The sequence below is a fragment of the Pseudarthrobacter sp. CC12 genome (assembly GCF_039907755.1).
Taxonomy (GTDB): Bacteria; Actinomycetota; Actinomycetes; order Actinomycetales; family Micrococcaceae; genus Arthrobacter; species Arthrobacter niigatensis.
This window is the reverse complement of the sequence record NZ_JARDJH010000026.1, coordinates 1-25,889: the sequence shown is the minus strand read 5'-3', so window position 1 is coordinate 25,889 and position 25,889 is coordinate 1. Positions and strand designations below refer to the sequence as shown.

General features: G+C 66.1%; 26 protein-coding genes and 1 tRNA gene. 21 read left to right on the top strand and 6 right to left on the bottom strand.

What is annotated here, in order from left to right; translation table 11 throughout:
- Positions 1–17: 17 nt before the first annotated feature.
- From PV772_RS16405 to PV772_RS16395, 3 genes are all read right to left on the bottom strand, one after another.
- The gene (locus PV772_RS16405) at positions 18–434 is read right to left on the bottom strand and encodes an NUDIX domain-containing protein (protein ID WP_347886843.1); all 417 of its coding nucleotides are present in this window, start codon (positions 432–434) and stop codon (positions 18–20) included.
- Positions 431–910 carry a DUF6314 family protein gene (locus tag PV772_RS16400; protein WP_347886842.1) on the bottom strand — a complete coding sequence of 160 codons (480 nt, stop codon included), beginning with the start codon at positions 908–910 and terminating at the stop codon, positions 431–433. The genes PV772_RS16405 and PV772_RS16400 overlap by 4 nt, the downstream gene beginning before the upstream one ends.
- 1 nt (position 911) lies before the next feature.
- A tRNA-Arg gene (locus tag PV772_RS16395) sits at positions 912–984 on the bottom strand.
- Between the two features lie 82 nt (positions 985–1,066).
- Here PV772_RS16395 and PV772_RS16390 point away from each other — a divergent pair.
- A complete protein-coding gene (locus tag PV772_RS16390) occupies positions 1,067–1,840 on the top strand; it encodes a DUF998 domain-containing protein (protein ID WP_347886841.1) in 774 nt (257 codons plus the stop codon).
- On the opposite strand, the gene PV772_RS16385 is transcribed toward PV772_RS16390, so the two are convergent.
- Entirely contained in the window at positions 1,837–2,463 is a 627-nt protein-coding gene (locus tag PV772_RS16385) for a hypothetical protein (RefSeq protein WP_141158022.1), read from the bottom strand. The genes PV772_RS16390 and PV772_RS16385 overlap by 4 nt on opposite strands.
- A gap of 32 nt (positions 2,464–2,495) precedes the next feature.
- Here PV772_RS16385 and PV772_RS16380 point away from each other — a divergent pair, with 32 nt between their 5' ends.
- From PV772_RS16380 to PV772_RS16305, 16 genes are all read left to right on the top strand, one after another.
- A complete protein-coding gene (locus tag PV772_RS16380; protein ID WP_347886840.1) occupies positions 2,496–3,326 on the top strand; it encodes an inositol monophosphatase family protein in 831 nt (276 codons plus the stop codon).
- Positions 3,327–3,403: 77 nt separating this feature from the next.
- On the top strand, positions 3,404–5,953 hold the full coding sequence (gene pcrA / locus PV772_RS16375; protein WP_141180828.1) for a DNA helicase PcrA: 2,550 nt from the start codon (positions 3,404–3,406) through the stop codon (positions 5,951–5,953).
- A gap of 22 nt (positions 5,954–5,975) precedes the next feature.
- Positions 5,976–6,683 (top strand): hypothetical protein, encoded by a 708-nt coding sequence (locus PV772_RS16370; RefSeq protein ID WP_347886839.1) that lies wholly within the window; start codon positions 5,976–5,978, stop codon positions 6,681–6,683.
- Positions 6,684–6,907: 224 nt separating this feature from the next.
- Positions 6,908–8,077, top strand: coding sequence for an ADP-forming succinate--CoA ligase subunit beta (sucC, locus tag PV772_RS16365; RefSeq protein WP_141158019.1), 1,170 nt, complete (start codon positions 6,908–6,910; stop codon positions 8,075–8,077).
- 11 nt (positions 8,078–8,088) lie between these two features.
- Positions 8,089–8,991, top strand: coding sequence for a succinate--CoA ligase subunit alpha (sucD, locus tag PV772_RS16360; protein ID WP_018769572.1), 903 nt, complete (start codon positions 8,089–8,091; stop codon positions 8,989–8,991).
- A 183-nt stretch (positions 8,992–9,174) separates the two neighbouring features.
- Positions 9,175–9,906: a FadR/GntR family transcriptional regulator gene (locus PV772_RS16355; RefSeq protein ID WP_141158018.1), complete on the top strand. Its 732-nt coding sequence runs from the start codon at positions 9,175–9,177 to the stop codon at positions 9,904–9,906.
- Between the two features lie 221 nt (positions 9,907–10,127).
- On the top strand, positions 10,128–11,477 hold the full coding sequence (locus PV772_RS16350) for an MFS transporter (RefSeq protein WP_347886838.1): 1,350 nt from the start codon (positions 10,128–10,130) through the stop codon (positions 11,475–11,477).
- A 9-nt stretch (positions 11,478–11,486) separates the two neighbouring features.
- On the top strand, positions 11,487–12,263 hold the full coding sequence (locus tag PV772_RS16345; protein ID WP_141158016.1) for an SDR family NAD(P)-dependent oxidoreductase: 777 nt from the start codon (positions 11,487–11,489) through the stop codon (positions 12,261–12,263).
- 118 nt (positions 12,264–12,381) lie between these two features.
- A complete protein-coding gene (locus PV772_RS16340) occupies positions 12,382–13,071 on the top strand; it encodes a GntR family transcriptional regulator (RefSeq protein ID WP_347886837.1) in 690 nt (229 codons plus the stop codon).
- Positions 13,072–13,200: 129 nt separating this feature from the next.
- Positions 13,201–14,199, top strand: a complete 999-nt coding sequence (locus PV772_RS16335; protein WP_347886836.1) for a sugar phosphate isomerase/epimerase family protein — start codon at positions 13,201–13,203, stop codon at positions 14,197–14,199.
- 43 nt (positions 14,200–14,242) lie between these two features.
- A complete protein-coding gene (gene dhaL, locus PV772_RS16330; protein ID WP_347886835.1) occupies positions 14,243–15,964 on the top strand; it encodes a dihydroxyacetone kinase subunit DhaL in 1,722 nt (573 codons plus the stop codon).
- A gap of 14 nt (positions 15,965–15,978) precedes the next feature.
- Entirely contained in the window at positions 15,979–16,473 is a 495-nt protein-coding gene (locus PV772_RS16325) for a ribose-5-phosphate isomerase (RefSeq protein WP_141158012.1), read from the top strand.
- Positions 16,470–17,423, top strand: a complete 954-nt coding sequence (locus PV772_RS16320; RefSeq protein ID WP_347886834.1) for a 3-hydroxyacyl-CoA dehydrogenase family protein — start codon at positions 16,470–16,472, stop codon at positions 17,421–17,423. The genes PV772_RS16325 and PV772_RS16320 overlap by 4 nt, the downstream gene beginning before the upstream one ends.
- A 17-nt stretch (positions 17,424–17,440) precedes the next feature.
- Positions 17,441–18,208, top strand: a complete 768-nt coding sequence (locus PV772_RS16315) for an SDR family oxidoreductase (RefSeq protein WP_347886833.1) — start codon at positions 17,441–17,443, stop codon at positions 18,206–18,208.
- A gap of 85 nt (positions 18,209–18,293) precedes the next feature.
- Positions 18,294–19,640, top strand: coding sequence for an MFS transporter (locus PV772_RS16310; RefSeq protein WP_347886832.1), 1,347 nt, complete (start codon positions 18,294–18,296; stop codon positions 19,638–19,640).
- 29 nt (positions 19,641–19,669) lie between these two features.
- Positions 19,670–20,488 carry a triose-phosphate isomerase family protein gene (locus PV772_RS16305; RefSeq protein WP_347886831.1) on the top strand — a complete coding sequence of 273 codons (819 nt, stop codon included), beginning with the start codon at positions 19,670–19,672 and terminating at the stop codon, positions 20,486–20,488.
- Here the strand turns inward: PV772_RS16305 and PV772_RS16300 are convergent.
- Both PV772_RS16300 and PV772_RS16295 read right to left on the bottom strand, forming a co-directional pair.
- Complete coding sequence (locus tag PV772_RS16300; protein ID WP_347886830.1) at positions 20,446–20,928, bottom strand: SRPBCC family protein; 483 nt, start codon at positions 20,926–20,928, stop codon at positions 20,446–20,448. The two genes, PV772_RS16305 and PV772_RS16300, sit on opposite strands and share 43 nt — an antisense overlap.
- Positions 20,925–21,284: a metalloregulator ArsR/SmtB family transcription factor gene (locus PV772_RS16295; protein WP_141161354.1), complete on the bottom strand. Its 360-nt coding sequence runs from the start codon at positions 21,282–21,284 to the stop codon at positions 20,925–20,927. Before PV772_RS16295 ends, PV772_RS16300 begins: the two co-directional genes overlap by 4 nt.
- Positions 21,285–21,436: 152 nt before the next feature.
- On the opposite strand from PV772_RS16295, the gene PV772_RS16290 reads away from it, so the two are divergent.
- The 4 genes from PV772_RS16290 to iolD form a co-directional block, all read left to right on the top strand.
- Positions 21,437–21,841: a tautomerase family protein gene (locus tag PV772_RS16290; protein WP_347886829.1), complete on the top strand. Its 405-nt coding sequence runs from the start codon at positions 21,437–21,439 to the stop codon at positions 21,839–21,841.
- A gap of 184 nt (positions 21,842–22,025) precedes the next feature.
- The gene (gene iolC / locus PV772_RS16285) at positions 22,026–23,042 is read left to right on the top strand and encodes a 5-dehydro-2-deoxygluconokinase (protein ID WP_347886828.1); all 1,017 of its coding nucleotides are present in this window, start codon (positions 22,026–22,028) and stop codon (positions 23,040–23,042) included.
- Positions 23,039–23,977: a deoxyribose-phosphate aldolase gene (locus PV772_RS16280; protein WP_347886827.1), complete on the top strand. Its 939-nt coding sequence runs from the start codon at positions 23,039–23,041 to the stop codon at positions 23,975–23,977. Before iolC ends, PV772_RS16280 begins: the two co-directional genes overlap by 4 nt.
- Positions 23,978–23,979: 2 nt before the next feature.
- A partial coding sequence (iolD, locus tag PV772_RS16275; RefSeq protein ID WP_347886826.1) for a 3D-(3,5/4)-trihydroxycyclohexane-1,2-dione acylhydrolase (decyclizing) occupies positions 23,980–25,889 on the top strand: 1,910 nt, incomplete at its 3' end.

Below are 25,889 nucleotides of genomic sequence, written 5' to 3'. Positions count from 1 at the left end.
TGGTCTCCCGCCGGTTCTCAGACTGCCCGCGCCGCCAGCAGGGGCAGGATGTGGTCCGTCAGCAGCGGCGCGAGGTCGTGGGGGAGGGCCTCGCCCGACGGGGCGCTGATGTCCAGCCAGCGGATCTCCGCGATTTCAGCGGCGGGCGTGGCCTGCCATGTGCCCGGGGCGATGAAGACGGTAGCTTCGATGTCGGTGGCGGCCTCGTTCGCGGCGTCGGCGATCCACACCCCCATCAGTTCAAGCTCCTGCGGTCGGACCACGATCCCGACTTCCTCGGCGAGTTCCCTCGCAGCTGCCTGCACAGCGGTTTCGCCCGGCTCCGGCTTGCCTCCGGGATGCATGAACATGCCGGTCCCGCGCTTCCGAACGGTCAGGAGGCGCCCGGCGTCATCAAACACGCAGACAGCGGAGACCACGATCCGATCCTTCATGCGGTGATCCTTGCCAGGCGCGAGACGAGCAGCAGATCCTTGCGGGGACCGGTCACGTCCCAGCTGTAACTGAAGGCGTCCGGGCCCTGGCGTGTGTAGGAAACACGGTAGGTGTCGGGATCGCACCAGTGGCTGTCCTGGCTGGTACCGGGGGCGAAGCCCATACGGTGGAACGGCCTGCCGTCGGGAAAGAATACGTCCAGCGCATCGGGCTGCGGCAGGGGTTTCAGGACGTACTCGCGCGAGGCGGGGCCCGTGAAAGTAGGCCACCGCATGGTGCCTTCCTCGCGAAGGGCCAGGCCGCCGTCGTCCGTGGGGGTGAAAATCGCGACGCCGGAAAAGGTCCCGCGGGTGCCGTCCGACCTGTCCAGGAGGTCCCGCTCCACCAGCCAGCGGCCCGGCTGCCCCGGCTGGCTTGTTGGGCGGCGGCCCAGGAGGTAGGCGCGGAGGCTTGGCTCCGGGGAAGGAGAGTTCAAGTGCCCTCGATTGGAATCGAACCAACGACACCGGCTTTAGGAGAGCCGTGCTCTATCCACTGAGCTACGAGGGCGCGCACCCGGGGGCCGGCGGGGCCGGTCCGTCCGGACACGGTTACAAGCATACAAGGTGCCGGGCCGTACTACGCTCAAGGCATGAGTCGAGCACCCACTGCCACTCCCGCCACTGCCGTCACCCCGAACGTGGCGTCCACCCGGCAGTACATCGGGGCGTGGGCGGTGTTGAGCGTGCTGCAGTATTTCGCCGCCGAGGCTGCCGTGGCCATGGCGTGGGCGGGACCCCGCCCGTACGACCTGCGGACGGGGTACATCAGCGACCTGGGGGCGCTCCACTGCGGCATCTATTCCGGACGGGATGTCTGCTCGCCCCTGAACTGGCTCATGAATGCCTCGTTCGTGGTCCAGGGCCTGGGGCTGCTGGTGGGGGCGGTACTGCTGACCTCGGGCCTGCTGCGCGTGGCCGCGCGGCCTGGCACGCGGGTGGACTGGCGGCGCCGGGAGCCCTGGCTTGCGGCCTCCGCAGTCCGGCTGCTCACCGGAGCCGCCGGGGCGGGAACCGTGGTGGTGGGGCTGGTCCCGGAGGATACGGGCTCACCCTGGCACTACGCCGGCGCCATCACATATTTCATCTCCGGCGGGCTGGCATTGCTGGTGCTGGGCGTCCTGTGGCTTCGGAAGACCGGGATGGCGTGGTTCCTGCTGGTGTGCGGAGGCGTGTCGCTGGCGGCCACGGCCACGGGTGGACTGACCCGCATGGGGGTTCCCGAGCCTGGCACTTTGGAGCGGCTGATGGGTTATCCGGTCACGGTGGGGATGGCCGCAGCGGGGCTGGTCATCGCCCAGCGGGTGCATCGGCACCGGATGCAGCGGCGGGCGGAGGCAGCTGCCGCAAAGGCAACTGCCGTTTAGGGCTCTTTCCTCTTCCTGCTGTTGAGGAACACCGCCGCGGCCCCGGCCAGGAGGCTCAGCACCAGAAGGACCCAGCCTGCAATGGTGAGGCCGGATGCCAGGGCCACCTGGCCGGCGTCGGGACCTTCCGTGCCCATCATGGCGTCGATGGCCACGTTGCCCCACAGCCGCACCACGACGAACAGCATGGGCAAAGCCCAGAGCGCCCAGCGCACCGCCTTCCGCGCCACGTTGGTCCCAATGAGCAGCAGCCAGGTGAACCCGAAGATCAGCGGGAAGAGGGTGCCCGCGGTCTTGTGGACATAGTTCAGCTGGCCCAGGGCGTCGCTGTTCATGACCCCCTGCAGCCGGCCGATGTAGCCGGGGTCAAAACCACCAACCAACGAATCAGGCATGGCCATTTCCTGGGAGAGCTGGGTGAGCTGGGACAGGGTCAGCAGGTGCAGGTACCAGAACAGGAACAGGCTGGCCACCACGCCGGCAATGACGATCAGGTTGCTGTTGCCCTGCGCCTTTTCCGGCGTGCGCGCAGTGGTGGGGTTGACCACCGGTGGCAGGTGATGTTGCGGCACCGCCGCGTTGGCGCCGTGCTTCTTGATCCGCTGGGCAGGGGTTTTGGCCATGCCACCATTATCCCGCCCCATAAACTGAACCCATGACCACTGGCCGACACAGCGCAGCTGTTCTTGACCCCTCATTGGACGACTACGAACTGGCCTCGGCGCTGGTCCGTGAAGCCGGACAGCTGGCGCTCCTCATGCGCATGGCCGGCCTGCAGTCTGAACAGAAGACCTCCGTCTCCGATGTGGTGACCGCGGCGGACCGCGCCGCCGAGGCTTACGTGCTGGAACAGCTCCAGCGCTGCCGGCCGGAGGACGGCATCCTGGGCGAGGAAGGCGCCTCCGTCCAGGGAACCAGCGGACGCACCTGGGTGATCGACCCCGTGGACGGCACCTACAACTTCCTGCACGGCTCCACCTACTGGTGCTCCGCCATCGCACTCAAGGACCACCGCGATGTGCTCCTGGGCGCCGTCTTCCAGCCTGAAGAGGACAAGCTGTGGCTTGGCGGGCACGACCGGCAGGCGACGATCAACGGCGATCTGCTGACGACATTCACGGCGGACAGAGGCAGGCGCAACACCACCAGCGTTGCCGAACTTGGTGCCGCCACCTACATCCACCCCACCTGGTTGATGGACCCCATGTGCGCCATGCCGTGGCACGCTGCGGCAACCTCCGCCGCATCCCTCCGCATGCTCGGATCCGGTTCCTGCGACCTGGGCCGGGTAGCCGACGGGCAGCTGGGGTGCTGGTTCCAGCACAGCTGCCCGGAATGGGACTGGCTGCCGGGCAAGGCGATCATCCTTGCGGCCGGCGGGGCCGTGGACACCGTCCACGTCAACGGGCTGGAGTGGTTCATCGCAGGAGGAACGACGGCGGTCCGCGAGCTGCGTGCGGCCCTCGAGTCAGGCTCGGTGGCCTAAGGCAATTGCCCGTGCACCGGGAGTAATCCACAGCCTGGAAGGCGTTGTCGGTCCCACCGCCTAGACTTGTAGGCACCATGGATATGTTGTTTGACCCGTACTCTGACGGACCGTTCAAGGCCGCTCCTGCCTCCACCGCCCGCACCAGGACGGAGCCTGAGGGCGTTGCCACCACGGCGGGGCCGGGCGGGATGCCGGATCCGCAGGATGGCGGTCTTCACCGCTCAGGCGGCTGGCAACAGTCCAGCCGGAACGCCGGTAACCGGCAGGACGACGGCCACCATGGCAGCCGCCGCCCGGATGCTGCCCAGCTGCTGGAAGGGCTGAACCCGCAGCAGGAGGAAGCGGTCAAGCACGGCGGATCGGCGCTGCTGATCGTCGCCGGCGCGGGCTCGGGCAAGACCCGCGTGCTCAGTAACAGGATCGCCTACCTGATCGCCACCGGCCGGGCGCACCACGGCGAAATCCTGGCCATTACCTTCACCAACAAGGCGGCCGCGGAAATGCGGGAGCGCATCGAGGCCCTGGTGGGCGGACGCGCCAAGATCATGTGGATCTCCACGTTCCACTCGTCCTGCGTGCGGATCCTGCGCCAGGAAGCGGCGAATGTCGGCCTCAAATCCAACTTCTCCATCTACGACTCCGCCGACTCCCTGCGCCTGGTTACCCAGGTTTCCAAGTCCCTGGACCTGGACCCCAAGAAGTTTGCGCCCAAGGCCATCCAGCACAAGATTTCCGCGTTGAAGAACGAGCTCATCGACGCCGACTCCTTTGCCTCGGAGGCCAACTACAACGACCCCTTCGAACACGCGGTGGCGGACGTCTACAAGGGCTATACCCAGCGCCTCCGGCAGGCCAACGCCATGGACTTCGACGACCTCATCGCCGAGACCGTCTACATGTTCCGCGCCTTCCCGGCCTTGGCAGAGTCATACCGCCGCCGGTTCCGCCACGTCCTGGTGGACGAATACCAGGACACCAATCACGCCCAATACGCCCTGGTCAGGGAGATCGTGGGCGAAGGCCCCGGCGCGTCGGAGCTTACCGTTGTGGGCGACTCGGACCAGTCCATCTACGCCTTCCGCGGCGCTGACATCCGGAACATCGTGGAGTTCGAAAAGGACTACCCCGAGGCCCGAACCATCAAGCTGGAGCAGAATTACCGCTCCACCCAGAACATCCTGAGTGCCGCCAACTCGGTGATCTCGCGCAACCCCAACAGGCCCGAGAAACGGCTGTGGACGGCTGAAGGCGAAGGCCACAAAATCATCGGCTACGTTGGCGAAAACGAACACGACGAAGCGCAGTTCATCGCCAAGGAGATCGACCGGCTCCAGGACGAGGAGAACCTCCGCCCGGGCGACGTCGCCATCTTCTACCGCACCAACGCCCAGTCCCGCTCCATCGAGGACGTGCTGGTGCGGGTGGGCCTGCCGTACAAAGTGGTGGGCGGCACACGTTTTTACGAGCGCAAGGAAATCAAGGACGCCCTCGCGTACCTGCGTGTCCTGGTGAACCCGGACGACGACGTCAACCTCCGCCGGGTGCTGAACGAACCCAAGCGGGGCATCGGGGACCGTGCCGAAGGCGCCGTGGCGGCCCTCGCCAGCCGCGAACGCACGTCCTTCATGGCAGCCGCCCGCCGCGCCGACCAGGCTCCGGGCATGGCCACCCGTTCGGTCAACGCCGTCCTGGGCTTCGTGAAAATGCTGGACGACCTCGCCGAGGTGGCTGCCGGGTCCGGGGCTGCCGCAGCACTCGAAGCGGTCCTTGAACAGACCGGCTACCTCGCGGCGCTGCGCTCCAGTACCGATCCGCAGGACGAGTCACGCGTGGAAAACCTCGCCGAGCTCGTGGCCGTGGTCCGCGAGTACGAGCAGGAGAATCCGGAGGGAAGCCTGGGCGCCTTCCTTGAACAGGTGTCCCTCGTGGCAGACGCCGACCAGATCCCGGACGCCCCCGGCGCGGACATTGACGCCGCCGTGGCCGAAGCCAAACGGCTTGGCGTGGTGACACTGATGACCCTGCACACGGCCAAGGGCCTGGAGTTTCCAGTGGTGTTCCTGACCGGCATGGAACACGGGCTCTTCCCGCACCAGCGCTCAGCCACCGACCCCAAGGAGCTCGCCGAGGAACGCCGGCTGGCCTACGTGGGGCTCACCCGTGCCCGGAAGCGGCTGTACGTGACCCGGTCCGAGGTACGCAGCATGTGGGGCCAGAGCCAGTACAACCCCGCCAGCCAGTTCCTCGAGGAAATCCCCGCAGAGCTCCTGGAATGGAAACGGGAGGGAACCAGCCGCCAGTCATGGGCCGGGGGTGGTTCGATTGGTTCGGGCCGGTACAGCGGTTCGTTCTGGGGCGCCGGCACCTCACGCGGAGCGGCGGCAGATTCGTCCGCAGGGTTCAATGCCGACGTTCCGGCGTTCCTTGCCAAGACCCGGGTTCAACCGCAGAAGGAAATCATTGCCGTGAGCGTGGGGGACAAGGTCAACCACACCAGCTTCGGCAACGGAACGGTCCTGGCCCTTGAAGGAGCCGGAGACAAGACCGTGGCGAAGGTGAAGTTCGACGTCGGCGAAAAGCGCCTGCTGCTGCGCTACGCCCCCCTCACCAAACTCGACGCCTGATGGGCGCGCCCGCCCGGGCATAATGGAGGCCATGCGACGGACTGTGTGGGGGATGCTCGCCGCCCTTTTGATTATCATTGCCACGGGCTGCACGGTGACCACCAAAGACCCCGCCTACGTTCCGCCGGCTCCGCTGCAGCCCATGGAGCAGCTGGAAAAGGCACCGCTGGCTGATGCGAAGACATTCTCCAGCGGCGACGACGTCCTCTCTTTCATCACCGCCGACCGGACCGTCGCGTGCTCGCTCACGTCCGCCCGCGGGGAACACCTGAACCTGCCCTACGAGCAGAACCGCTACAGCGACGCCACCAACAACAAGCTGCCCATTGTTCCGGTAGCCTACTGCGAGCTCGCCACGTATCCGGCGCTCCAGCCGGACGACACCAAGGGCGACTGCGCCGGAACCCATTTGGGCTACCTGGGCGGCGTGGCCCTCCTGACACCGGACCATGCCCGCTACGGCGAATGCCGCTCCGGCGTCACACCCATGGAAGCCGCTTTCGGGCCCAAGGGGAGCAAGACCGGGCCCCTGGCCCAACTGCCTGTGCTGGCGGACGGGCAGAACCTGGAACGCAACGGGCTGCGCTGCTCCGCGTACAACGACGGTGTGGCATGCGGAAACGTCTCCGCCGGCGTCGGATTCTTCGTTTCGCCCAAACGTTACGAGCTGATTCAGGGGCCAGCCAAAACCAGCCACCCGCCGCAGTCCGAGGGCCAAAAAACCCCGTAAATCCGCGGTTTTTCTACCGTCCATAGAATAGTGTGCTTACTCACATAAGGGGTAGTCTGGGACGGCCCGGTCCCTCCAAAGGACTAGAGTTCCCCATGGAGCATTACGCCGCGTGGCTCGTTTCCAGACAGGCCGCCGGTGCGTGCAATCCGCAGCCCGGTCATCGTCGTACAGATGGTGTCCGACTGTACAGAAACTACTTCGACGTAGAAGGACACTAAACCGTGGACCTGTTTGAATACCAGGCGCGCGATATGTTCGAGGCGCACGGTGTACCCGTGCTTGCCGGCATCGTGGCGTACACCCCAGAAGAAGCAAAGGCAGCTGCCGGGAAGATCGGCGGCGTTACCGTTGTCAAGGCACAGGTCAAGGTAGGCGGCCGCGGCAAGGCCGGCGGCGTCAAGGTCGCAAAGTCCGCTGACGAGGCGTTTGAGCACGCCACGAACATCCTGGGCATGGACATCAAGGGCCACACCGTCAAAAAGGTGATGATTGCCCAGGGTGCAGACATTGCCGAGGAGTTCTACTTCTCCGTCCTGCTCGACCGCGCCAACCGCAACTACCTTGCCATGTGCTCGGTTGAAGGTGGCATGGAGATCGAGCAGCTCGCCGTCGAACGTCCCGAAGCGCTGGCCAAGATCGCCATCGATCCCGCCGTGGGCATCGACCAGGCCAAGGCCGACGAAATCGTCGCCGCCGCAGGCTTCGCCGAGGAACTGCGCGGCAAGGTCGCCGCCGTGATCCTGAAGCTCTGGGATGTCTTCAAGAAGGAAGACGCCACCCTGGTGGAGGTCAACCCGCTGGTCAAGACCGGCGCCGGCGACATCGTGGCACTGGACGGCAAGGTCTCCCTGGATGAGAACGCCGACTTCCGGCACGCCAAGCACGCGCAGCTCGAGGACAAGGACGCTGCCGACCCGCTTGAGGCCAAGGCAAAGGCGCAGGACCTCAACTACGTCAAGCTCGACGGCGAAGTAGGCATCATCGGCAACGGTGCAGGCCTGGTTATGTCCACCCTCGACGTCGTGGCCTACGCCGGCGAGAACCACGGCAACGTCAAGCCCGCCAACTTCCTGGACATCGGCGGCGGCGCCTCGGCCGAGGTCATGGCCGCCGGCCTGGACGTCATCCTGGGCGACGAGCAGGTCAAGTCCGTGTTCGTGAACGTCTTCGGCGGCATCACTGCATGCGACGCTGTCGCCAAGGGCATCGTCGGCGCACTGGCCGAGCTGGGCCACGCTGCCAACAAGCCGCTGGTAGTCCGCCTCGACGGCAACAACGTCGAGGAAGGCCGCCGCATCCTCAACGAGGCCAACCACCCGCTGGTTACCTTGGCCGCCACCATGGACGAGGGCGCCGACAAGGCCGCCGAGCTCGCCAACGCAGCGAAGTAAAGGGACGCACCATGTCTATCTATCTGAACAAAGACTCCAAGGTCATCGTCCAGGGCATCACCGGCGGCGAAGGCACCAAGCACACCGCCCTGATGCTCAAGGCCGGCACGAACATCGTTGGCGGCGTCAACGCCCGCAAGGCCGGCACCACGGTCCTGCACGGCGACAAGGAAATCAACGTCTACGGCACCGTCAAGGAAGCCATGGCTGAAACCGGCGCCGACGTCTCCATCGTCTTCGTGCCGCCGGCCTTCACCAAGAACGCCGTCGTAGAAGCCATCGAGGCCGGCATCGGCCTCGTCGTGGTCATCACCGAAGGCGTTCCCGTCCAGGACTCCGCCGAATTCTGGGCCCTGGCCCAGTCCAAGGTGGACGCCGACGGCAACCAGGTCACCCGCATCATCGGCCCGAACTGCCCCGGCATCATCACCCCCGGCGAAGCACTGGTGGGCATCACCCCCGCCAACATCACCGGCAAGGGCCCCATCGGCCTGGTCTCCAAGTCCGGTACGCTGACCTACCAGATGATGTACGAACTGCGCGACCTTGGCTTCTCCACCGCCATCGGCATTGGCGGCGACCCCATCATCGGCACCACGCACATCGACGCCCTGGCTGCGTTCGAGGCTGACCCCGAGACCAAGGCCATCGTCATGATCGGTGAAATCGGCGGCGACGCCGAAGAGCGCGCAGCCGACTTCATCAAGGCCAACGTCACCAAGCCGGTCGTCGGCTACGTTGCCGGCTTCACGGCCCCGGAGGGCAAGACCATGGGCCACGCCGGCGCCATCGTCTCCGGTTCCGCAGGCACCGCACAGGCCAAGAAGGAAGCCCTCGAGGCCGCCGGCGTGAAGGTCGGCAAGACGCCGTCCGAGACCGCCAAGCTGCTCCGCGAGGTCTACGCCGCCCTGTAGGCAGCACTTCAGAACGCGGGGCCATCCCCGGGTCCGTTTCCAGTCATGGGACGGACCTGCGGGTGGCCCCGCTTTCTTTGTTTAACGGCTGGCGACGACGGCGGGCGGCGCCTGCCCAGCCCCGTCGAGTAATGTTGGCACAGGAAAACAGGGCGCCCCGGGCGCGCAGGCAGGGGATTATCGATGGCAGAAAAACGACCCACGCTGGTCGACGCCGTCGTGGACAAGGTCCTCGAGCACATCATCAGCGGGGACATAAAGGCCGACGACGCCCTGCCGCCTGAGGCTGACATCGCCAAGGAATCGGGTGTCAGCAGGCTGACGGCCCGGGAAGCCATGAAGGTGCTCAAAGCGCAGGACGTTGTCTACGTCAAGCGCGGCCTGGGCACCTTCGTCAACCCGCCGGAGCGCTGGACCGGGCTGGACGCCATCATGCGCGCAGCATCCAGGGGAGTGGCCTCCGACCAGGTGGCCCTGCGCCTGCTGGAAGTCCGCCGCATGGTGGAGACCGGGGCCGCCGAACTCGCTGCCTCCCGCCACCGGCCCGCCGACCTTACCGCCCTGCAGGACAGCGTGGAGCAAATGGAAGCGGCACACCAGGCCGGAGACGTGGACGCGCTGACCGTGGCCGACATCGCCTTCCACGACACCGTGCTGCGGGCCTCCGGAAACCCCTTCGTGCCCGCCCTGCTGGGACAGCTCTCCACCCTGCTGTATGCCATGCGTCGCGAAACCTCGGCATTCCCGGATGTGCAGCGCCATGCCATCCACCACCACAAGATGGTCCTTGCTGCCATCGCGGCCGGCGATCCTGCCACGGCCCGGTCCACCATGGATGCCCACATCACCCAGACCTTTGAGGACTACGAGCAGTTCCTTGCCATGTCCAGCCGGAGCGAAACGACGGCCCGTTAGGATCCCTCCGGTGCAGCCTCCAGGGGGCGGCAGGCAATCCACCAGATCTGCGGAGGGGTCTGCCATGCGTCTGGTGTTGACGACCACATTTACCTGTGACTAGAATCTCAGTCAGACATCTGACATCTGATGTCACCCCCGAAAATGCCGCCAGCCAAAGGAGTCGTCATGCGCGCGCATTCCCCTTTTGAGGGTCCCCACACCACCACCGGAGGCCTGCGATGACCTCCCGTGCCACTGCCCCCGCACTCAGCCAACTGGGCGAGACCACCCTCCGCAAGGTCCGCCGGCGGCTGATGCCCCTGATCGTCCTTCTCTACTTCATCGCCTACCTGGACCGGAACAACGTGGGCTTTGCCAAGCTCGGCATGCAGGGCGACATCGGCCTGACCGAAGCTGCCTACGGCCTGGGCGCCGGCATCTTCTTCCTCGGCTACGCACTGCTGGAGATTCCATCCAACGGCGGCATGTACCGCTTCGGCGCCCGCAAATGGATCGCCCGCATCCTGATCAGCTGGGGCATCTTCGCCACCGCGATGTTCCTGGTGAACGGTGAAGCTACCTTCTACGTCATCCGCTTCCTCCTCGGCGCGGCGGAGGCCGGCTTCTTCCCGGCGATCCTCTTCTACCTGACGCTGTGGTTCCCGGCAGCACAGCGCGTGACGGTGCTAGGCATCTTCATCCTCGCCCAGCCCATCTCCAACGCCCTGGGCGCGCCAGTGTCCGGCATGCTCCTGAACCTCGAGGGCGTGGCCGGCCTGCACGGCTGGCAGTGGCTCTACATCCTCGAAGGCATCCCGGCCATCATCCTGGGCATCATTACGCCTTTCGTCATGACGGACCGCCCCGAACACGCCAAGTGGCTCAAGCCGGAAGAACGCGAATGGCTCTCCACCACCATGGCTGCGGAGCTGGCGGACAAGCAGAAGGCCGGCAACCACAACTTCCTCGCCGGCCTGAAGGACTCCCGCACCATTGCCTATTCGGCGCTGTACTTCGGCCTGGTCTGCGGCATCTACGGCCTTGGCCTTTGGCTGCCCACCATCGTTAAGGCGCTCGGAACGTTCGACTCAACGCAGGTGGGATTCATCGTCTTCATCCCGTACGCCATCGCTGCTGTGTTCGTCTACTTCTGGAGCAAGCGTTCGGACCGCACCGGCAACCGCGTTTGGCACGCCAGCGCCAGCATGGTGCTTGCCGCCGTCGGACTCCTGGGCGCCGGCTTCCTGCTCCCCGTCAACGCCGTGCTCGCCATGGTCTTCCTGACCCTGGCAGCAATGGGCATCTACTCCGCAATTGCGCCCTTCCTGGCTATGCCGTCCGCCGCCCTCACCGGCGCCGCGGCAGCAGCCGGACTGGCCATGGTCAACTCGCTCGGCAACCTGGGCGGCTTCGTGGCCCCCTACATCGTGGGCATCCTCAAGGACGCCACCGGAAACTCCCAGACCGGCCTGGTGTTCCTGGCCGCCTGCCTCGCCGTGACTGCCGCCGCCACCTACCTTTACGCACGCAAGCGGCCGGAAGGTGTCTCCGCACCCGGAGCCACCGTTCCTGCCGCCGATACCCACTAGGAAACAGCAATGACTACAGAGCACGCATTCCCCGCAGAACGTACCGCGGTCCTCACCGGGGCGGCATCCGCCCGGGGTATTGGCCGCGCTACCGCAGACCGGCTGGCCAGCCAGGGCTGGTCCATCGCCATCCTGGACATCAACGCCGAAGACGCCAGGGCGGCAGCGGCGGAAATCGGCTCCAGCCGTGCCGTCAAGGCGATCGGCGTAGGCGCCGACGTCTCGGACGAGGCTTCGGTGGACCGTGCCATCACGGAAATTGAGCAGTCCCTTCCGCCCATCGTGGGACTGGTCAACCTGGCCGGAATCAGTTCCCCCACTCCCTTCATGGAAACCACCGTGGCGGAATGGGACAAGGTCTTCGCCATCAACATGCGTGGCACCTTCGTGGTGTCCCAGCGGGTCCTCAAGGGCATGATTGAGCGGGAGCTCGGGCGGATCGTCAGCATCTCCTCCATCTCCGCCCAGCGCGGCGGAGGAACGTACTCCAAGGTCGCCTACAGCGCCTCCAAGGCCGGCATCCTCGGGTTCACCCGTGCCCTGGCGCGCGAAGTCGGTGAGCACAACATTACGGTGAACGCCATCGCGCCCGGCCCGATCGATACGGACATCATGGGTGGAACGCTGAGTGACGAGCGCAAGGCCCAGATGTCCGAGGGGATCATGATGGGCCGGGTGGGAACCCGCGAGGAAGTGGCTGCCCTGATCGCGTTCCTCCTCAGCGAGGATGCCGGCTACATCACAGCCGCGACCTATGACATCAACGGAGGCCTGCAGGTTTCCTGACGTCCGCTTTCCCGGCACCCCGGCGCACGGTGCCGTACGGCCCGCCGGCCGCACGGCACCGCCGCCGCAGTGCGTCATCCGCAACGTCCCGCCCCTACAGCGGCTATAGGATTTCTACATGGCAACCAAGAACAAGGCCACCGGCGGGGTGAGCAGGCAGGTCCTCGCGGACCACGTCTACGAGGCGCTTTTGGTTGCCCTTATGGACGGCCGGCTGGAAGCGGGTACGCCGGTCAGCATTGACGGGATGGCCAGGGAGCTGGACGTCTCGCCGACGCCGGTGCGGGAGGCGCTTGCCCGGCTGGAAGCCACCGGCATGGTTCGAAGGATGGCGCTGCGGGGCTACCGGGTAGCCCCGCTGTTTTCTCCGGAAGAGCTGGCGGACCTGATGGACGCCCGGCTTGTGATCGAACCAGCCAACGCCTTCATGGCCTGCAGGCACGCAGACCAGGAGCTTACCGGGCAGCTTCAGCAGGCCATCGAGGACCTGAAAGCCGCGCCGCGCGGCCCGTCCTTTGCCGAGTTCCGGGCCTACTGGGAAGCGGACGAGCGCTTCCACCGGCTCATTGCCGAGTCGGCGGAAAATCAATTCCTGCTGTCCGCCTACAACGCGTTGGGCGGCCAGGTGCAGCGTTTCCGCTTCTTTGGTGGCCTGGGCGTAACCGACGCCGACTACGCCATCGCCGAACATACCGAGATCCTCAAGGCCTTTGAAGCCGGCGACGCCGAACTCGCCCGGCAAAAAATGATCGACCACATCGAGGGCGTCAAGCAGCGCTCGCAGCACGACAGCGAAGTGCGCAGCTAGCAGCACGCCCGGGGTCCGGAAAGACCCCCAACCCACGACTCCCCCAGGGGAGTCCACCTGCAAACCCTTGACAAGATCGCTTATCAGCGTAGATCCTATAGGAAATGCGATTCATGATCTGGAGTGACAATGCCGTACACCGCTGAAAACTGGCCCATCGCCGCCGCCCTGCTGCAGTTCCCCGGAACCCGGCCGGACGGAACCGCCGTCCAGGACGCCCCTGCCAGCGAATGGCAGCAGGTCTTCGAAGAAGTGGCGGACGCCGGTTTCACCAATGCCGACCTCACAGACAGCTGGGTCCGTCCCGGCGACCTTTCCAGCGTCCGGCTGGACGAGCTGAAAGCCGCCGCCACGGCTGCGGGCCTCGGCCTTCCCTCCATCTCCGCCATCCGCCGCAGCGTGATCGAGGAAGGCAACTGGGAGGAAAACCTTGCCTACACCCACCGGACGCTCGAAGCCGCGGCACAGCTTGGCTGCGAGGTTGTCTCGATCGGGCTCCACCAGGCCATCACCCCCGAGCAGCGGAAGCAGCTGTGGTTCTGGACCGTCGAGGGCCACAAGGACCCGGTGGGTGACAAGGAAAGCTGGAACAACGCCGTCACCCGCATCCGCGAAGTGGGCAAGCACGCCGCCGAACTTGGCCTGCTGGTGTCGCTGGAGATGTACGAGGACACGTACCTGGGCACCGGCGATTCCTCCGTGCAGCTGGTCCAGGACATCGACCTGCCGAACGTTGGGCTGAACCCGGACCTGGGCAACCTGATCCGCCTGCACCGCCCCATCGAAGACTGGCGGGAGCTGGTGCACAAGACCCTGCCGTACTCCAACTACTGGCACGTCAAGAACTACATCCGTGACGAAGACCAGGCCCGCAACCAGTACGTCGCCATGCCGGCTCCCATGGAATCAGGCCTCATCAGCTACCGCGAGGCGTTCCAGTTCGCCATCTCGGTCGGCTTCCAGGGCGTGATCTGCACGGAGCACTACGGCGGCGACGGCCTGAGCGTGACAGCCGCCAACCAGGACTACCTCCGCCGACAGGTCCTGCCCAAGCGCGACGGCTACACCCTGGGCACCAGCCTGGTGGCGCAGGGCCGGCAAACCCCCGCGGCAGTCCCTGCACGCTAGCCGGCAGGCTTCCCAACCGATCCAACGGGTTCAACGAGGAATCATGACAAAGATATTTGATGATCCAGCGCAGTTCGCAGACGACGCCCTTGACGGCTTCGTGGCCGCCAACCGCCAGTATGTGGCGCGTGTCGACGGCGGTGTTGTCCGCTCCACCGAATCACCCGCCGGCCAGGTGGCCCTGGTCATCGGCGGCGGCTCCGGCCACTACCCGGCTTTTGCCGGCCTGGTGGGCGCAGGGCTGGCCGCCGGAAGCGCCTGCGGCAATATGTTTGCGTCCCCCTCCGCGGGGCAGGTGTACCGCGTGGCCAAGGCATCCCAGGCCGGCGGGGGAGTCCTGCTCAGCTATGGAAACTATGCCGGCGACGTCCTTCACTTTGGCCAGGCCCAGGACAAACTGAACGCCGAAGGAATCGAGACCCGGACCGTCTTGGTCACCGATGACATTGCCAGCGCCCCGCTGGAGGAAATCACCAAGCGCCGCGGCATCGCCGGGGACCTGACGGTCTTCAAGGTGGCCGGCGCGGCAGCGGAAGCCGGCCTGGACCTGGACGAGGTGGAGCGCCTCGCCATCAAGGCCAACCACAACACCCGCTCGCTCGGCGTTGCCTTTGCCGGCTGCACCCTTCCCGGGGCAGCCGAACCTTTGTTCACGGTGCCTGAGGGCATGATGTCGGTGGGTCTGGGCATCCACGGTGAACCGGGCATCTCCGAGCAGCCCCTGCCAACCGCCAGCGAACTTGCCCGGCTCCTGGTCGACGGCCTGCTGAAGGACAAGCCGGACGCCGCGGGCACCAGGGTGGTGCCGATCCTGAACGGCCTGGGAACGGTCAAGTACGACGAACTCTTCCTGCTTTTCGGCAAGATCGAGGCGCTGCTGACCGGGGCCGGACTGGAAATCGTGGAGCCGGAGTGCGGCGAGCTGGTGACCAGCCTGGACATGTCCGGGCTGTCCCTGACGCTGTTCTGGCTGGACGCGGAACTGGAGAAATTCTGGGCAGCGCCTGCCGACACCCCTGCCTTCCGCAAGGGCAACCTGGCCCCGCGCCGGGCCCGCTCTGTGGAGGCACTCGCCGAAGCTGGAACGGCGCCCGCGCTGGCCGCCACGCCGGCGTCGACTGCCCTGGCCGCCACGGCGGTGGGCGCGCTGAAGGAAGCCCGGTCCGTCGTCGTCGAACACGAGGACGCGCTTGGCAAACTGGACGCCATCGCCGGGGACGGCGACCACGGCATCGGCATGCGCCGCGGCGTTGATGCCGCCGTTGCCGCCGCAGAGAAGTCCCACGCGGCCGGCGCCGGGCTCGAGGAACTCCTCACGGCGGCGGGCGAGCAGTGGGCCGAGCGCGCCGGCGGCACCTCCGGCGCCCTGTGGGGCGCGGCCGTCGCCGCCGTCGGCAAAACCTTGGGCAGCAAAAATTCCTACACCGCCTCGGATGCGGCCGCAGCCGTCAACGCCCTCCGCGATGCCATCGTCACCCTGGGCAAGGCGGAAGCCGGGGACAAGACCATGGTGGATGCGCTGCTTCCGTTCGCCGAGACCTTCAACCGCGCAATTGACGACGGCGGCAGCCTGGCCGCAAGCCTCCGTGCGGCAGCGGAGGCGGCAGCAAAAGCCGCTGACGAGACCGCCGGGCTCAGCCCGAAGAAGGGCCGGGCACGCCCGCTGGCCGAAAAGAGCCTGGGCCATCCCGACCCCGGTGCTGTGTCCTTCGGCCTCATCGCCCGGCGGCTGGCCGATTACGCCGCCACCATCGAAAGCCACTAAAGGAGAGAACCCTGATGACTGAGCAATCCCAGCCGGGCTGGCGCATCGTTGTCGGCAATGACGAAGCCGGTGTCGAATACAAGAATGCCCTGCGCAAACTGCTGGAGGCGGACCCCCGCGTCGCGTCGGTGGAAGACGTGGGAGTCGGCGCCGACGACACCACGGCCTACCCCCACCTGGCCGTCGCCGCCGCCCGCAAGGTGGCTGCCGGCGAAGCGGACCGCGCCCTGCTGATCTGCGGCACGGGCCTGGGCGTGGCCATCTCCGCCAACAAGGTGCCGGGCATCCGGGCCGTCACAGCGCACGACAGCTACTCCGTGGAACGCTCCGTGCTGTCCAACAACGCCCAGGTCCTCACCATGGGCCAGCGCGTCATCGGCCTTGAACTGGCCAAGAAGCTGGTGGGCGAGTGGCTCAACTACCGCTTCGATGAAAACTCCGCATCCGCGGCCAAAGTAGACGCCATTTCCTCCTATGAGGACGCGTCGGAAGGACTTGAGGACAAATGACCACTCGCAACATCGCCGTCGTCGGCTCAGGCTACATGGGCGGCGGGATCGCCCAGGTCCTGGCACTGGCAGGAGCCCGCGTGGCACTCGCCGACGTCTCCGCCGAAATCGCCCAAAGCAACTACGAGCGGCTGCTGAAGGAATCCGACGAATTCGTGGCGGCCGGCCTCTTCCCGGCCAACGCCACGGACCTGCTCAAGGAAAACCTTTGGGCCGCCAAGGACATCGAAGAAGCCGTGGCCGGCGCCGAATACATCGAGGAGGCGGTGCCGGAGATCCTCGAGATCAAGCACGCCACTTTGGGCCGGATCAGCGCCGCCGCCCGGCCGGACGCCATTATCGGTTCCAACACCTCCACCATCTCCATCGCCAAGCTCGCCGAAGTGGTGGAGAATCCGGAGCGCTTCCTGGGCGTCCACTTCTCCAACCCGGCCCCCTTCATCCCCGGTGTGGAAGTCATACCGCACGAAGGGACGTCGGAGGCCACGGTCCAGGCCGCGCGCACCATCGTGGGGGAGACCGGCAAGGAAACCGCCACCGTCAAGGACGTCACCGGCTTCGTGCTGAACCGGCTCCAGTACGCCCTGTTCCATGAGGCAGCCCAGGTCGTGGAAGAAGGCATTGCCACCGCGGAGGACGTGGACACCCTGGTCCGCACCACCTTCGGCTTCCGGCTGCCGTTCTTCGGGCCGTTCGCGATCGCCGACATGGCCGGCCTGGACGTTTACGCGTTCTGCTACAAGTCCCTCCAGACGGGGTTCCCGGAGCGGTTCGCCACCCCGAAGGTCCTGCAGGAAAAGGTCGACGCCGGCCAGCTGGGCACCAAGACCGGGTCCGGATTCCTGGACGTCCCGGCAGACCGGACCGCCGCCCTTGTTGCCTACCGGAACAAGGCGTACGTCGCCATGCAGAAGCTCATTGAAGAGCTGGGCCCGGCCCCGCTTTCCTGATCCCTAAGGAACCCTCCATGACAGCATTTCCCACAGACCGCACGGTGATCGTTACCGGCGCCGTCTCCGAGCGCGGCATCGGCCGGGCCACCGCGGACTACCTTGCAGAGCGCGGCTGGAACATCGGCGTGATCGATATCGACGACGCAGCCTGTAAGGCCGCGGCCAAGGAGCTTGCCGAGAAACACGGAATCAAAGCCCACGGTGCCGGTGCAGACGTCAGCGACGAGGCGTCGGTCCGGGCGGCCATCGACGGGATCGAGGCCGAACTTCCGCAGCTTGTGGCCCTCGCCAACATTGCCGGCGTGAGCTCCCCGGTGCCGTACCTCGAGCTGGACGCCGCCGAATGGGACCGCGTGCTCAGCATCAACCTGAACGGTGTCCACTACGCCACCCGTCGCGTGGCCGAATCGATGGTCAAGAACCGGCTGGGGCGGATCGTCAACATCTCCTCCGTCTCGGCGCAGCGCGGCGGCGGAACCTTCAGCAAGACCCCGTACTCGGTGGCCAAGGCCGGCGTCATCGGCCTGACCCGCGCCACGGCCCGCGAGCTGGGCCCGTACGACATCACGGTCAACGCGATCTCACCCGGTCCGATCGACACCGACATCATGGGCGGCACCCTCAGCGAGGAACGCAAGGATGAACTCGTCAAGGACCTGGTGGTGAACCGGGTGGGCTCCACCCGCGACATCGCGGCGGCCATTTCCTTCCTCATCGGCGAGGACGCCGGCTACATCTCCGGCCAGACGCTGAACGTCGACGGCGGCCTGTACATGCACTGACGGCACCCCAACCAGGGTGCCACCACAAGCCCCGCGGACCGCCGGCCCGCGGAACCACCAACGTCACCACTCGAAGGAGAGTGTCGTGTCCGAAACCACCGCAACATCCAAGGAACTCCTGGCCCGTCCGGTCCTGAAGTCCGCGATTTCGAAGGCAGCCCGCCGGCTTATGCCGATGCTGGTCATCCTGTACGTTGTGTCCTTCCTGGACCGCACCAACGTCGGCTTTGCCGAGGCCGCCCTAGGGGCGGACAAGGGGGTGTCTGCCGCGGCCTTCGCCCTCGGCGCCGGCATCTTCTTCATTGGCTACGCGCTCTTCGAGATTCCCAGCAACCTGCTGCTCAAGAAGGTCGGTGCCAAGATCTGGCTGGCGCGCATCGCCATCACCTGGGGCATCGTCTCGGCATGCTTCGCGTTCGTGCAGGGCGAGACCTCGTTCGTAATCCTGCGTTTCCTCCTGGGCGTGACTGAAGCCGGGCTGTTCCCCGGTGTGATCATGTACCTCGCCGAATGGTTCCCCAACAAGGTGCGCGTGCAGATGTTCGCCATCTTCTACCTGGCCCAGCCGTTCTCCCAGATGATCGGCAACCCCCTCTCCGGCTGGCTGATCAACATCGGCGACCAGGTGCCGGGACTGCGTGGCTGGCAGGTCATGTTCTTCGTTGAGGGCCTGCTGGCGGTCCTGGCCGGCATCGCGGCGTTCTTCTTCCTGATCAACGGCCCCGCAAAGGCCAAGTTCCTTAACAGCGAGGAAAAGTACGCGCTGAAGGAGGTCATGGCCCTGGAGGACACCATCAAGGACGAGACCGGGCCCCGCGGCATCCTCGCCGCCATGCGCAACGGCCGGGTCTGGTACTTCACCGTGATCTACTTCTGCCTGCAGGTCGCGGTGTACGGCGTGACGTTCTTCCTGCCGCAGCAGGTGTCCTCGCTGACCGGACAGAAGGTGGGGCTCGCCGTCGGCCTGCTCATCGCCGTCCCGTGGTTCTTCGGCATCTTCTCCTGCTACTTCATCGGCAAGGCCGCAGACACGGTGGCCAAGCGCCGCAAGTTCGGCACCATCCTGTTCATCTCCACCGGCCTGTGCATCTTCGGGTCGGCCTGGGCAGGTACCAACCACCAGCCCGTCCTGGGCATGATCTTCATAACCCTGGCCGTCTGCAGCTTCCTGGCCGTGGGCCCGGTGGTGTGGTCCTATCCCACCGCCTTCCTTGCCGGGTCCGCTGCCGCCGCAGGTATCGGACTGATCAACTCCCTGGGCAACCTGGGCGGCTTCGTGGCACCCATCCTGCGTACCGCTGTCAATGAGGCCACCCAGTCGCCAACGGGTTCCATGGGCGTCTACGCCCTGGGCGTCCTGCCGTTCGTGGCGGCGGCGATGATGTTCGCCACCAAGCGGTTCAAGAACAAGGCCGACGACCTGCTCGACTGAGCGCTCCACTCCATCCACGCAAGGAAACCATGAGCACCTCCGGCAGCAGCACAGGCAACAGCCCCCTTTACATCGGTGTCAGCACCAAGATGTACCTGGGCTACCAGGCAAGCCTGCGCTGGCTGTCGGAGGTGCGTTCCATCGTAGACAACAGGCCCGGACTGGGCATGGATTCTGCCACGGAGTCCCCGGTCCGGGTCTTCGTCATCCCTTCCTTCCCTGTCCTGGAGCCGGCCGCGCGGATCCTGGCAGGTTCGCCCGTACTCCTCGGCGCGCAGAACTGCGCCTGGGGCGACGGGCCACTGACCGGTGAAGTCAGCCCCGGCATGCTGGCCGAACTTGGCGTCTCCCTCGTCGAGATCGGCCATGCCGAACGCCGCAAACTTTTCGCGGAGGACGACGCCGTGGTGGCACGCAAGGTTCGTGCCGCCGTCGAACAGTCCCTCACCCCGCTGCTCTGCATCGGCGAGCCGGACAGGCTCGACGACGGAGCTGCCGCCGCCTTCTGCGTGCAACAGGTCCGCGCCGCCACGGACGGCGACCCCGCCCTGCTGAACCGCCTGGTCCTGGCCTACGAACCAGTCTGGGCCATCGGTGCGGAGGAGCCCGCCCCACCGCACCACGTCAACGCCGTCCTGGCGCGGATCCGTGCAGAGCTTGGCCCTGCCTGCCCCCTTATCTACGGCGGCAGCGCCGGGCCCGGACTGCTTCCCCGGCTGCCGGCCGCGGACGGACTCTTCCTGGGCCGTTTCGCCCACGATGCCGACAACCTTGGCCGTGTGCTGGACGAAGCCCTCCTCCTGCGTCAGACCGATGCGCCCGCCAACAGTTCGTCCAGCCGCTCGTAGCCTTCGGACATGCCACCCTCCATGCCTGAGTGCAGCATGCCGTCGCGTGCCTCCATACTCTGGTACATGGCGTGGCCCCGCAGCCGGCACCGGCCGCCGTCGAGCTCCTCGAACGTCATGGACTCCAGGCTGACCGAGTCCGGATAGCCACCGAACTCGAAGGTCTGCAGGGCGAACTCGTTCTCGCGCACCGTGTGGAACATGCCACGGAACTCGTACGGCACCCCCTCCGGGCCGGTATGGATGTACCGGTAGCTTCCGCCGGTGCGGAAGTCGTAGTGGTCCATTTCCATCTTCATGCCCCGCGGGCCGAGCCATTGGACCACCAGTTCCGGGTCTTTGTGGGCCCGGAACACTTCCGCGACCGGAAAGTCGAACTCACGCTCGAAGTCGATGTAGGGGAGCCCCTCGGGGGCGGTGATCTTCAGTTCGTTGGTCATTTCCTGTCCTTTGCCTTTGGCGCCGTTTGCCCGGCGCTGGATTCAAGCACCGCATCGAGGCTGCGGAACTGCCCTTCGCGGACCAGCCTGTACTGGTCGATCCAGGCAGTGAGCGCCTCCAGCCGTGCAGGGTTCAGGTGGACGGGCCGGCGCTGGGCGTCCCTGCTGCGGGTGACCAAATTTGCCTGCTCGAGTACCTGGATGTGCTTCGAAACTGCCTGTTTGGAAATCTCGAAGGGTTCGGCCAGGTCATTGACGGTGGCCGGACCACGGCTCAACCGGGCGATGATGCGTCGACGAACGGGGTCGGCCAGGGCCAGGAAAGCCACGTCCAAAGCCGCGTCGTCATCCGCCACGATTCCCACCCTCTCATAATCAACCTAAATGTTTATCAACCTCTAGGTTGATTAATATTAGGCCTGCCTGTCATCATCCGCAAGAGGTGTCTTGCGATATCAAAATCCTGTTTGTTAGTATGTCAGTACAAACTACGTGAAGGAGAAGCTCCATGCCATTGGTTCGCATTGACGTTAACGAAGGCCGCACCGCGGGCGAGCTGCAGCAGCTGAGCCGCGGAATCCACGACGCGATCCTTGCGGAGTACGGCATTCCGGAGCGGGATTACTTCCACATCCTTACCGAGCACCCGCGGGGGCAAATCTTCGCGCAGGATGCCGGACTGGGGTTCGAGCGCACCGGGGGAGTGGTGATGATCCAGATCTTCACCCAGGCCGGCCGGTCCCAGGAGGCCAAGCAACAGCTCTTTGCTGCGGTGGCTGAAAAGCTTGCCGAAGTTGGGGTTGCCGGCGAGGACGTCTTCATCGGCTATGTCGAAAATACTGCCGGCGACTGGTCTTTCGGCTTTGGCCGCGCCCAGTACGTGACGGGCGAATTGGCCGTTCCGCGGAAGTAGCGCGAGCGTGCCCATCTGGGGTGGCTTGTTCGAATTTATGTTGTAAGTATGTCAGTACAAACCTTTGACAGGACATTCGATCTAGGGCAAAGTAGTCCGTGTGGCCCACGCCACGGCCTGCCAGTCCCGGACCCCCTGCTCCGCAAAGGACCCGAGTTCCACACCAGAAAGGTCCACGATCACCGTGACCCACGAGCTTCTTACGATCGGGCGCATCAGCGTTGATATCTACCCGAACGACATTGGGGTTGGCCTGGAGGACGTCAACTCCTTCGGCAAATACCTGGGCGGTTCACCGTCCAACGTCGCTGTTGCCGCAGCCCGCCACGGCCGCCGGACGGGCGTCATTACCCGCACCGGGGACGACGCATTCGGCACCTACCTGCACCGGGAACTGCACAAGTTCAATGTCGACGACACGTTCGTCACGCCGGTAAGGGACTGGCCCACGGCGGTCACATTCTGCGCCATTAAACCGGCCACAGACGAGTTTCCGCTGTACTTCTACGGCCGTTTTCCCACCGCTCCGGACCTGCAGATCAAGGCTGAAGAGCTGGACCTCGAAGCCATCCGCGGGGCCCGCATCTTCTGGTCCACGGTGACCGGCCTGTGCCAGGAGCCTTCCCGCTCCGCGCACCTCGCTGCCCATGAGGGCCGCCCTCGCACCGGCCTGGCCGAGGGGCAGTTCACCATCCTAGACCTGGACTACCGGCCCATGTTCTGGGCCTCCGAGGATGAAGCCCGCGCAGAAGTGGCCAGGATCCTCCCGCATGTAACCGTCGCCATCGGCAATGACAAGGAATGCGCCGTGGCCGTAGGGGAGGGAACCCCGGACGAGCAGGCGGACCGGCTGCTTGCCGCCGGCGTCGAGATCGCCGTCGTCAAGCTCGGTGCCGAAGGCGTGATGGCCAAGACGCGTACCGAGCGCGTGGTCTCCGCCCCCGTCCCGGTGGAAACCCTCAACGGCCTGGGCGCCGGTGATTCGTTCGGCGGCGCGTTCTGCCACGGGCTGCTGTCCGGCTGGCCGCTGGAGCAGGTCCTGGACTACGCGAACGCCGCGGGAGCGATTGTGGCCTCCCGCTTGTCCTGCGCGGATGCGATGCCGACGCCGGACGAGGTCACCTCGCTGCTGGCCGAACGCGGCCGTACCGTGCCGGGTGCGGCTTCCGGCGCTTCAATTCCCGAAGGAGCAGCACTGTGACCCTCACGCACGCCGCCTCGACCAACGCCGTGGATGACAATCCCCGCCGCTACGAGCACCTGAGCACCATCCGCCTCGAAGACCCGGACGCCGTGGCCCGCGCCGCGAAGGCGCGCCGCCGCCACCCTGGCCTGAAGGCCGGCCGGCAGAACTTCATCGTCGCTGCCGACCACCCGGCGCGCGGTGCCCTGTCCGTCGGCAACGATCCCGTGGCCATGGCGGACCGGCGCCAGTTGCTGGACCGGCTGCAGATCGCCTTGGCGAATCCGGCCGTTGACGGTGTCCTGGCCTCCCCGGACATCATGGACGACCTGCTCCTGCTGGGGGCCCTGGACGGCAAGCTGGTGTTCGGATCGATGAACCGTGGCGGGCTGTCCGGGCTGGTCAACGAGTTCGACGACCGGTTCACCGGCCACACCGCCGCCGCTTTGGCGGCCCTGGGTGCGGACGGCGGCAAGATGCTGACCCGTATCTGCCTGGGCGACCCGGACACCGTGGTGACCCTGGAAGCGACAGCCAAGGCCATCGATTCCCTGGCGGAGCGGAAATTGATCGCCATGGTGGAGCCGTTCCTGTCGGTCCGCGAAAATGGCCGGGTCCGCAACGACCTCTCCACCAACTCCGTGATCAAGTCCATCGCCATCGCCGAGGGCCTGGGTTCCACGAGCGCCTACACCTGGATGAAGCTTCCCGTGGTGGCGGAGATGGAACGCGTCATGGCCGCCACCACCATGCCCACCGTCCTCTTGGGCGGTGACCCGGACGGATCCCAGGACGAAGTCTTCGCCACCTGGGGAGCTGCCCTGTCCCTGCCCGGCGTCCAGGGCCTCACCGTTGGCCGGACCCTCCTATACCCCGCGGACGGGGACGTCGCCGGCGCCGTTGCCGCGGCAGCCTCGCTCCTGCACCACACCACAGAACTCCCGGAGAACTAGCCATGGGCACAACTACGCGCAGGATGACGGTGGCCCAGGCCGTCGTCGAATACCTTTCCAAGCAGTACACCGTGGACACGGTGGGCGGCGTTGACTACCGTGAGCGGCTGATTCCGGGCACGTTCGGTATCTTCGGGCACGGCAACGTGGCCGGCGTGGGCCAGGCGCTGAAGCAGTACCAGCAGCAGGACCCGGCCCTGATGCCCTACTACCAGGGCCGGAACGAGCAGGCCCAGGTCCATCAGGCCGTCGGCTACGCCCGGCACACCCGCCGCCGCCAGACCTACGCCATCAGCACCTCGATCGGTCCGGGTTCCTCCAACCTCCTCACCGGCGCCGCCCTGGCCACCACCAACCGGCTCCCGGTGCTGCTGCTGCCGTCCGATACGTTTGCCACCCGCGCGGCCGACCCCGTCCTGCAGCAACTGGAGCAGCCGTACGCCTATGACATCACCGTCAACGACGCGTTCCGGCCGCTGTCCAAGTTCTTCGACCGGGTGAACCGTCCGGAGCAGCTGTTCTCCGCGTTCCACCACGGACTGCGGATCCTGACGGACCCCGCCGAGACCGGCGCTGTCACGATTTCGCTGCCGCAGGACGTCCAGGCCGAAGCCTTCGACATCCCCGCCGAGTTCCTGGCGGAGCGGGAATGGCGGATCCGCCGCCCCGACGCCGACGACGAGGACATCGCCCGCGCCGCCGCAGCCATCCGCGCCGCGAAGCGTCCGCTGATCATCGCCGGCGGCGGCGTCCTCTACGCCTACGCCAACGAGGAACTGGCAAAGTTCGCCGAGCTGACCGGGATTCCAGTGGGTAACACGCAGGCAGGCGTCGGCGTGCTGCCCTGGGACCACCAGTTCTCCCTCGGTGCCATTGGTTCCACGGGCACGACGGCGGCCAACGCCATCGCCGCCGCGGCGGACCTGGTCATCGGCATCGGCACCCGCTACGAGGACTTCACCACTGCGTCCCGGACCGCGTTCCAAAACCCCGACGTGAAGTTCGTGAACATCAACGTCGCCCCGATCGACGCCTACAAGCACGGCACCGCGCTGCCGATCGTTGCCGATGCCCGCAAGGCCCTGGTCAAGCTCAACGCAGCCTTGGGCGGGTACCGGGTCGGGGCGGACCTGGAAGAGAAGGTCGCCGCCGAGAAGAAGCGCTGGAACGCCACCGTGGACGAGGCGTTCGACACCCGGTACACCCCGTTGCCGGCGCAGAACGAGATCATCGGCGCCACCAACCGGGCCATGGACGCCCGCGACGTGGTCATCTGCGCCGCGGGGTCCCTGCCCGGTGACCTGCACAAGATGTGGCGCGTACGGGACCCGTTCGGCTACCACGTCGAATACGCCTACTCCTGCATGGGCTACGAGATCCCCGGCGGACTGGGCGTGAAGCGCGCCGCGATCGCCGAAGCAGCACGTACGAAGGCGGCAGGCGGGTCGGCTGATCAGGTGCGGGACGTCGTCGTGATGGTGGGGGATGGTTCCTACCTGATGATGCACACGGAGTTGGTCACCGCCGTTGCCGAACGCATCAAGCTGATCGTGGTCCTGATCCAGAACCACGGCTACGCCTCCATCGGCTCCCTGTCCGAATCCCTCGGGTCCCAGCGGTTTGGCACCCAGTACCGGGCGCTGGACGAGGAGCAGCACAGCTTCGACGACGGCGAGACCCTGCCGGTGGACCTGGCCCTTAACGCCGAGTCCCTGGGCGTGAAGGTCATCCGGATCGAGCCCGGTGGGAAAGTCATCGCCGAACTGGAACAGTCCATCCGCGACGCCAAGGCCGCCCCCGAGAACAGTGGCCCGATCCTGATCCACGTCGAATCGGACCCGCTCCTTGACGCCCCGTCCTCCGAGTCCTGGTGGGACGTCCCCGTTTCGCAGGTCTCCGAGCTGGACTCCAC

Bases quoted from the DNA above. Each gene is read 5' to 3' on its own strand.
- PV772_RS16405 (WP_347886843.1), bottom strand. From the start codon at position 434: ATGAAGGATCGGATCGTGGTCTCCGCTGTCTGCGTGTTTGATGACGCC.
- PV772_RS16390 (WP_347886841.1), top strand. From the start codon at position 1,067: ATGAGTCGAGCACCCACTGCCACTCCCGCCACTGCCGTCACCCCGAAC.
- PV772_RS16385 (WP_141158022.1), bottom strand. From the start codon at position 2,463: ATGGCCAAAACCCCTGCCCAGCGGATCAAGAAGCACGGCGCCAACGCG.
- PV772_RS16380 (WP_347886840.1), top strand. From the start codon at position 2,496: ATGACCACTGGCCGACACAGCGCAGCTGTTCTTGACCCCTCATTGGAC.
- pcrA (WP_141180828.1), top strand. From the start codon at position 3,404: ATGGATATGTTGTTTGACCCGTACTCTGACGGACCGTTCAAGGCCGCT.
- PV772_RS16370 (WP_347886839.1), top strand. From the start codon at position 5,976: ATGGAGGCCATGCGACGGACTGTGTGGGGGATGCTCGCCGCCCTTTTG.
- sucD (WP_018769572.1), top strand. From the start codon at position 8,089: ATGTCTATCTATCTGAACAAAGACTCCAAGGTCATCGTCCAGGGCATC.
- PV772_RS16355 (WP_141158018.1), top strand. From the start codon at position 9,175: ATGGCAGAAAAACGACCCACGCTGGTCGACGCCGTCGTGGACAAGGTC.
- PV772_RS16350 (WP_347886838.1), top strand. From the start codon at position 10,128: ATGACCTCCCGTGCCACTGCCCCCGCACTCAGCCAACTGGGCGAGACC.
- PV772_RS16345 (WP_141158016.1), top strand. From the start codon at position 11,487: ATGACTACAGAGCACGCATTCCCCGCAGAACGTACCGCGGTCCTCACC.
- PV772_RS16340 (WP_347886837.1), top strand. From the start codon at position 12,382: ATGGCAACCAAGAACAAGGCCACCGGCGGGGTGAGCAGGCAGGTCCTC.
- PV772_RS16335 (WP_347886836.1), top strand. From the start codon at position 13,201: ATGCCGTACACCGCTGAAAACTGGCCCATCGCCGCCGCCCTGCTGCAG.
- dhaL (WP_347886835.1), top strand. From the start codon at position 14,243: ATGACAAAGATATTTGATGATCCAGCGCAGTTCGCAGACGACGCCCTT.
- PV772_RS16325 (WP_141158012.1), top strand. From the start codon at position 15,979: ATGACTGAGCAATCCCAGCCGGGCTGGCGCATCGTTGTCGGCAATGAC.
- PV772_RS16320 (WP_347886834.1), top strand. From the start codon at position 16,470: ATGACCACTCGCAACATCGCCGTCGTCGGCTCAGGCTACATGGGCGGC.
- PV772_RS16315 (WP_347886833.1), top strand. From the start codon at position 17,441: ATGACAGCATTTCCCACAGACCGCACGGTGATCGTTACCGGCGCCGTC.
- PV772_RS16305 (WP_347886831.1), top strand. From the start codon at position 19,670: ATGAGCACCTCCGGCAGCAGCACAGGCAACAGCCCCCTTTACATCGGT.
- PV772_RS16300 (WP_347886830.1), bottom strand. From the start codon at position 20,928: ATGACCAACGAACTGAAGATCACCGCCCCCGAGGGGCTCCCCTACATC.
- PV772_RS16290 (WP_347886829.1), top strand. From the start codon at position 21,437: ATGCCATTGGTTCGCATTGACGTTAACGAAGGCCGCACCGCGGGCGAG.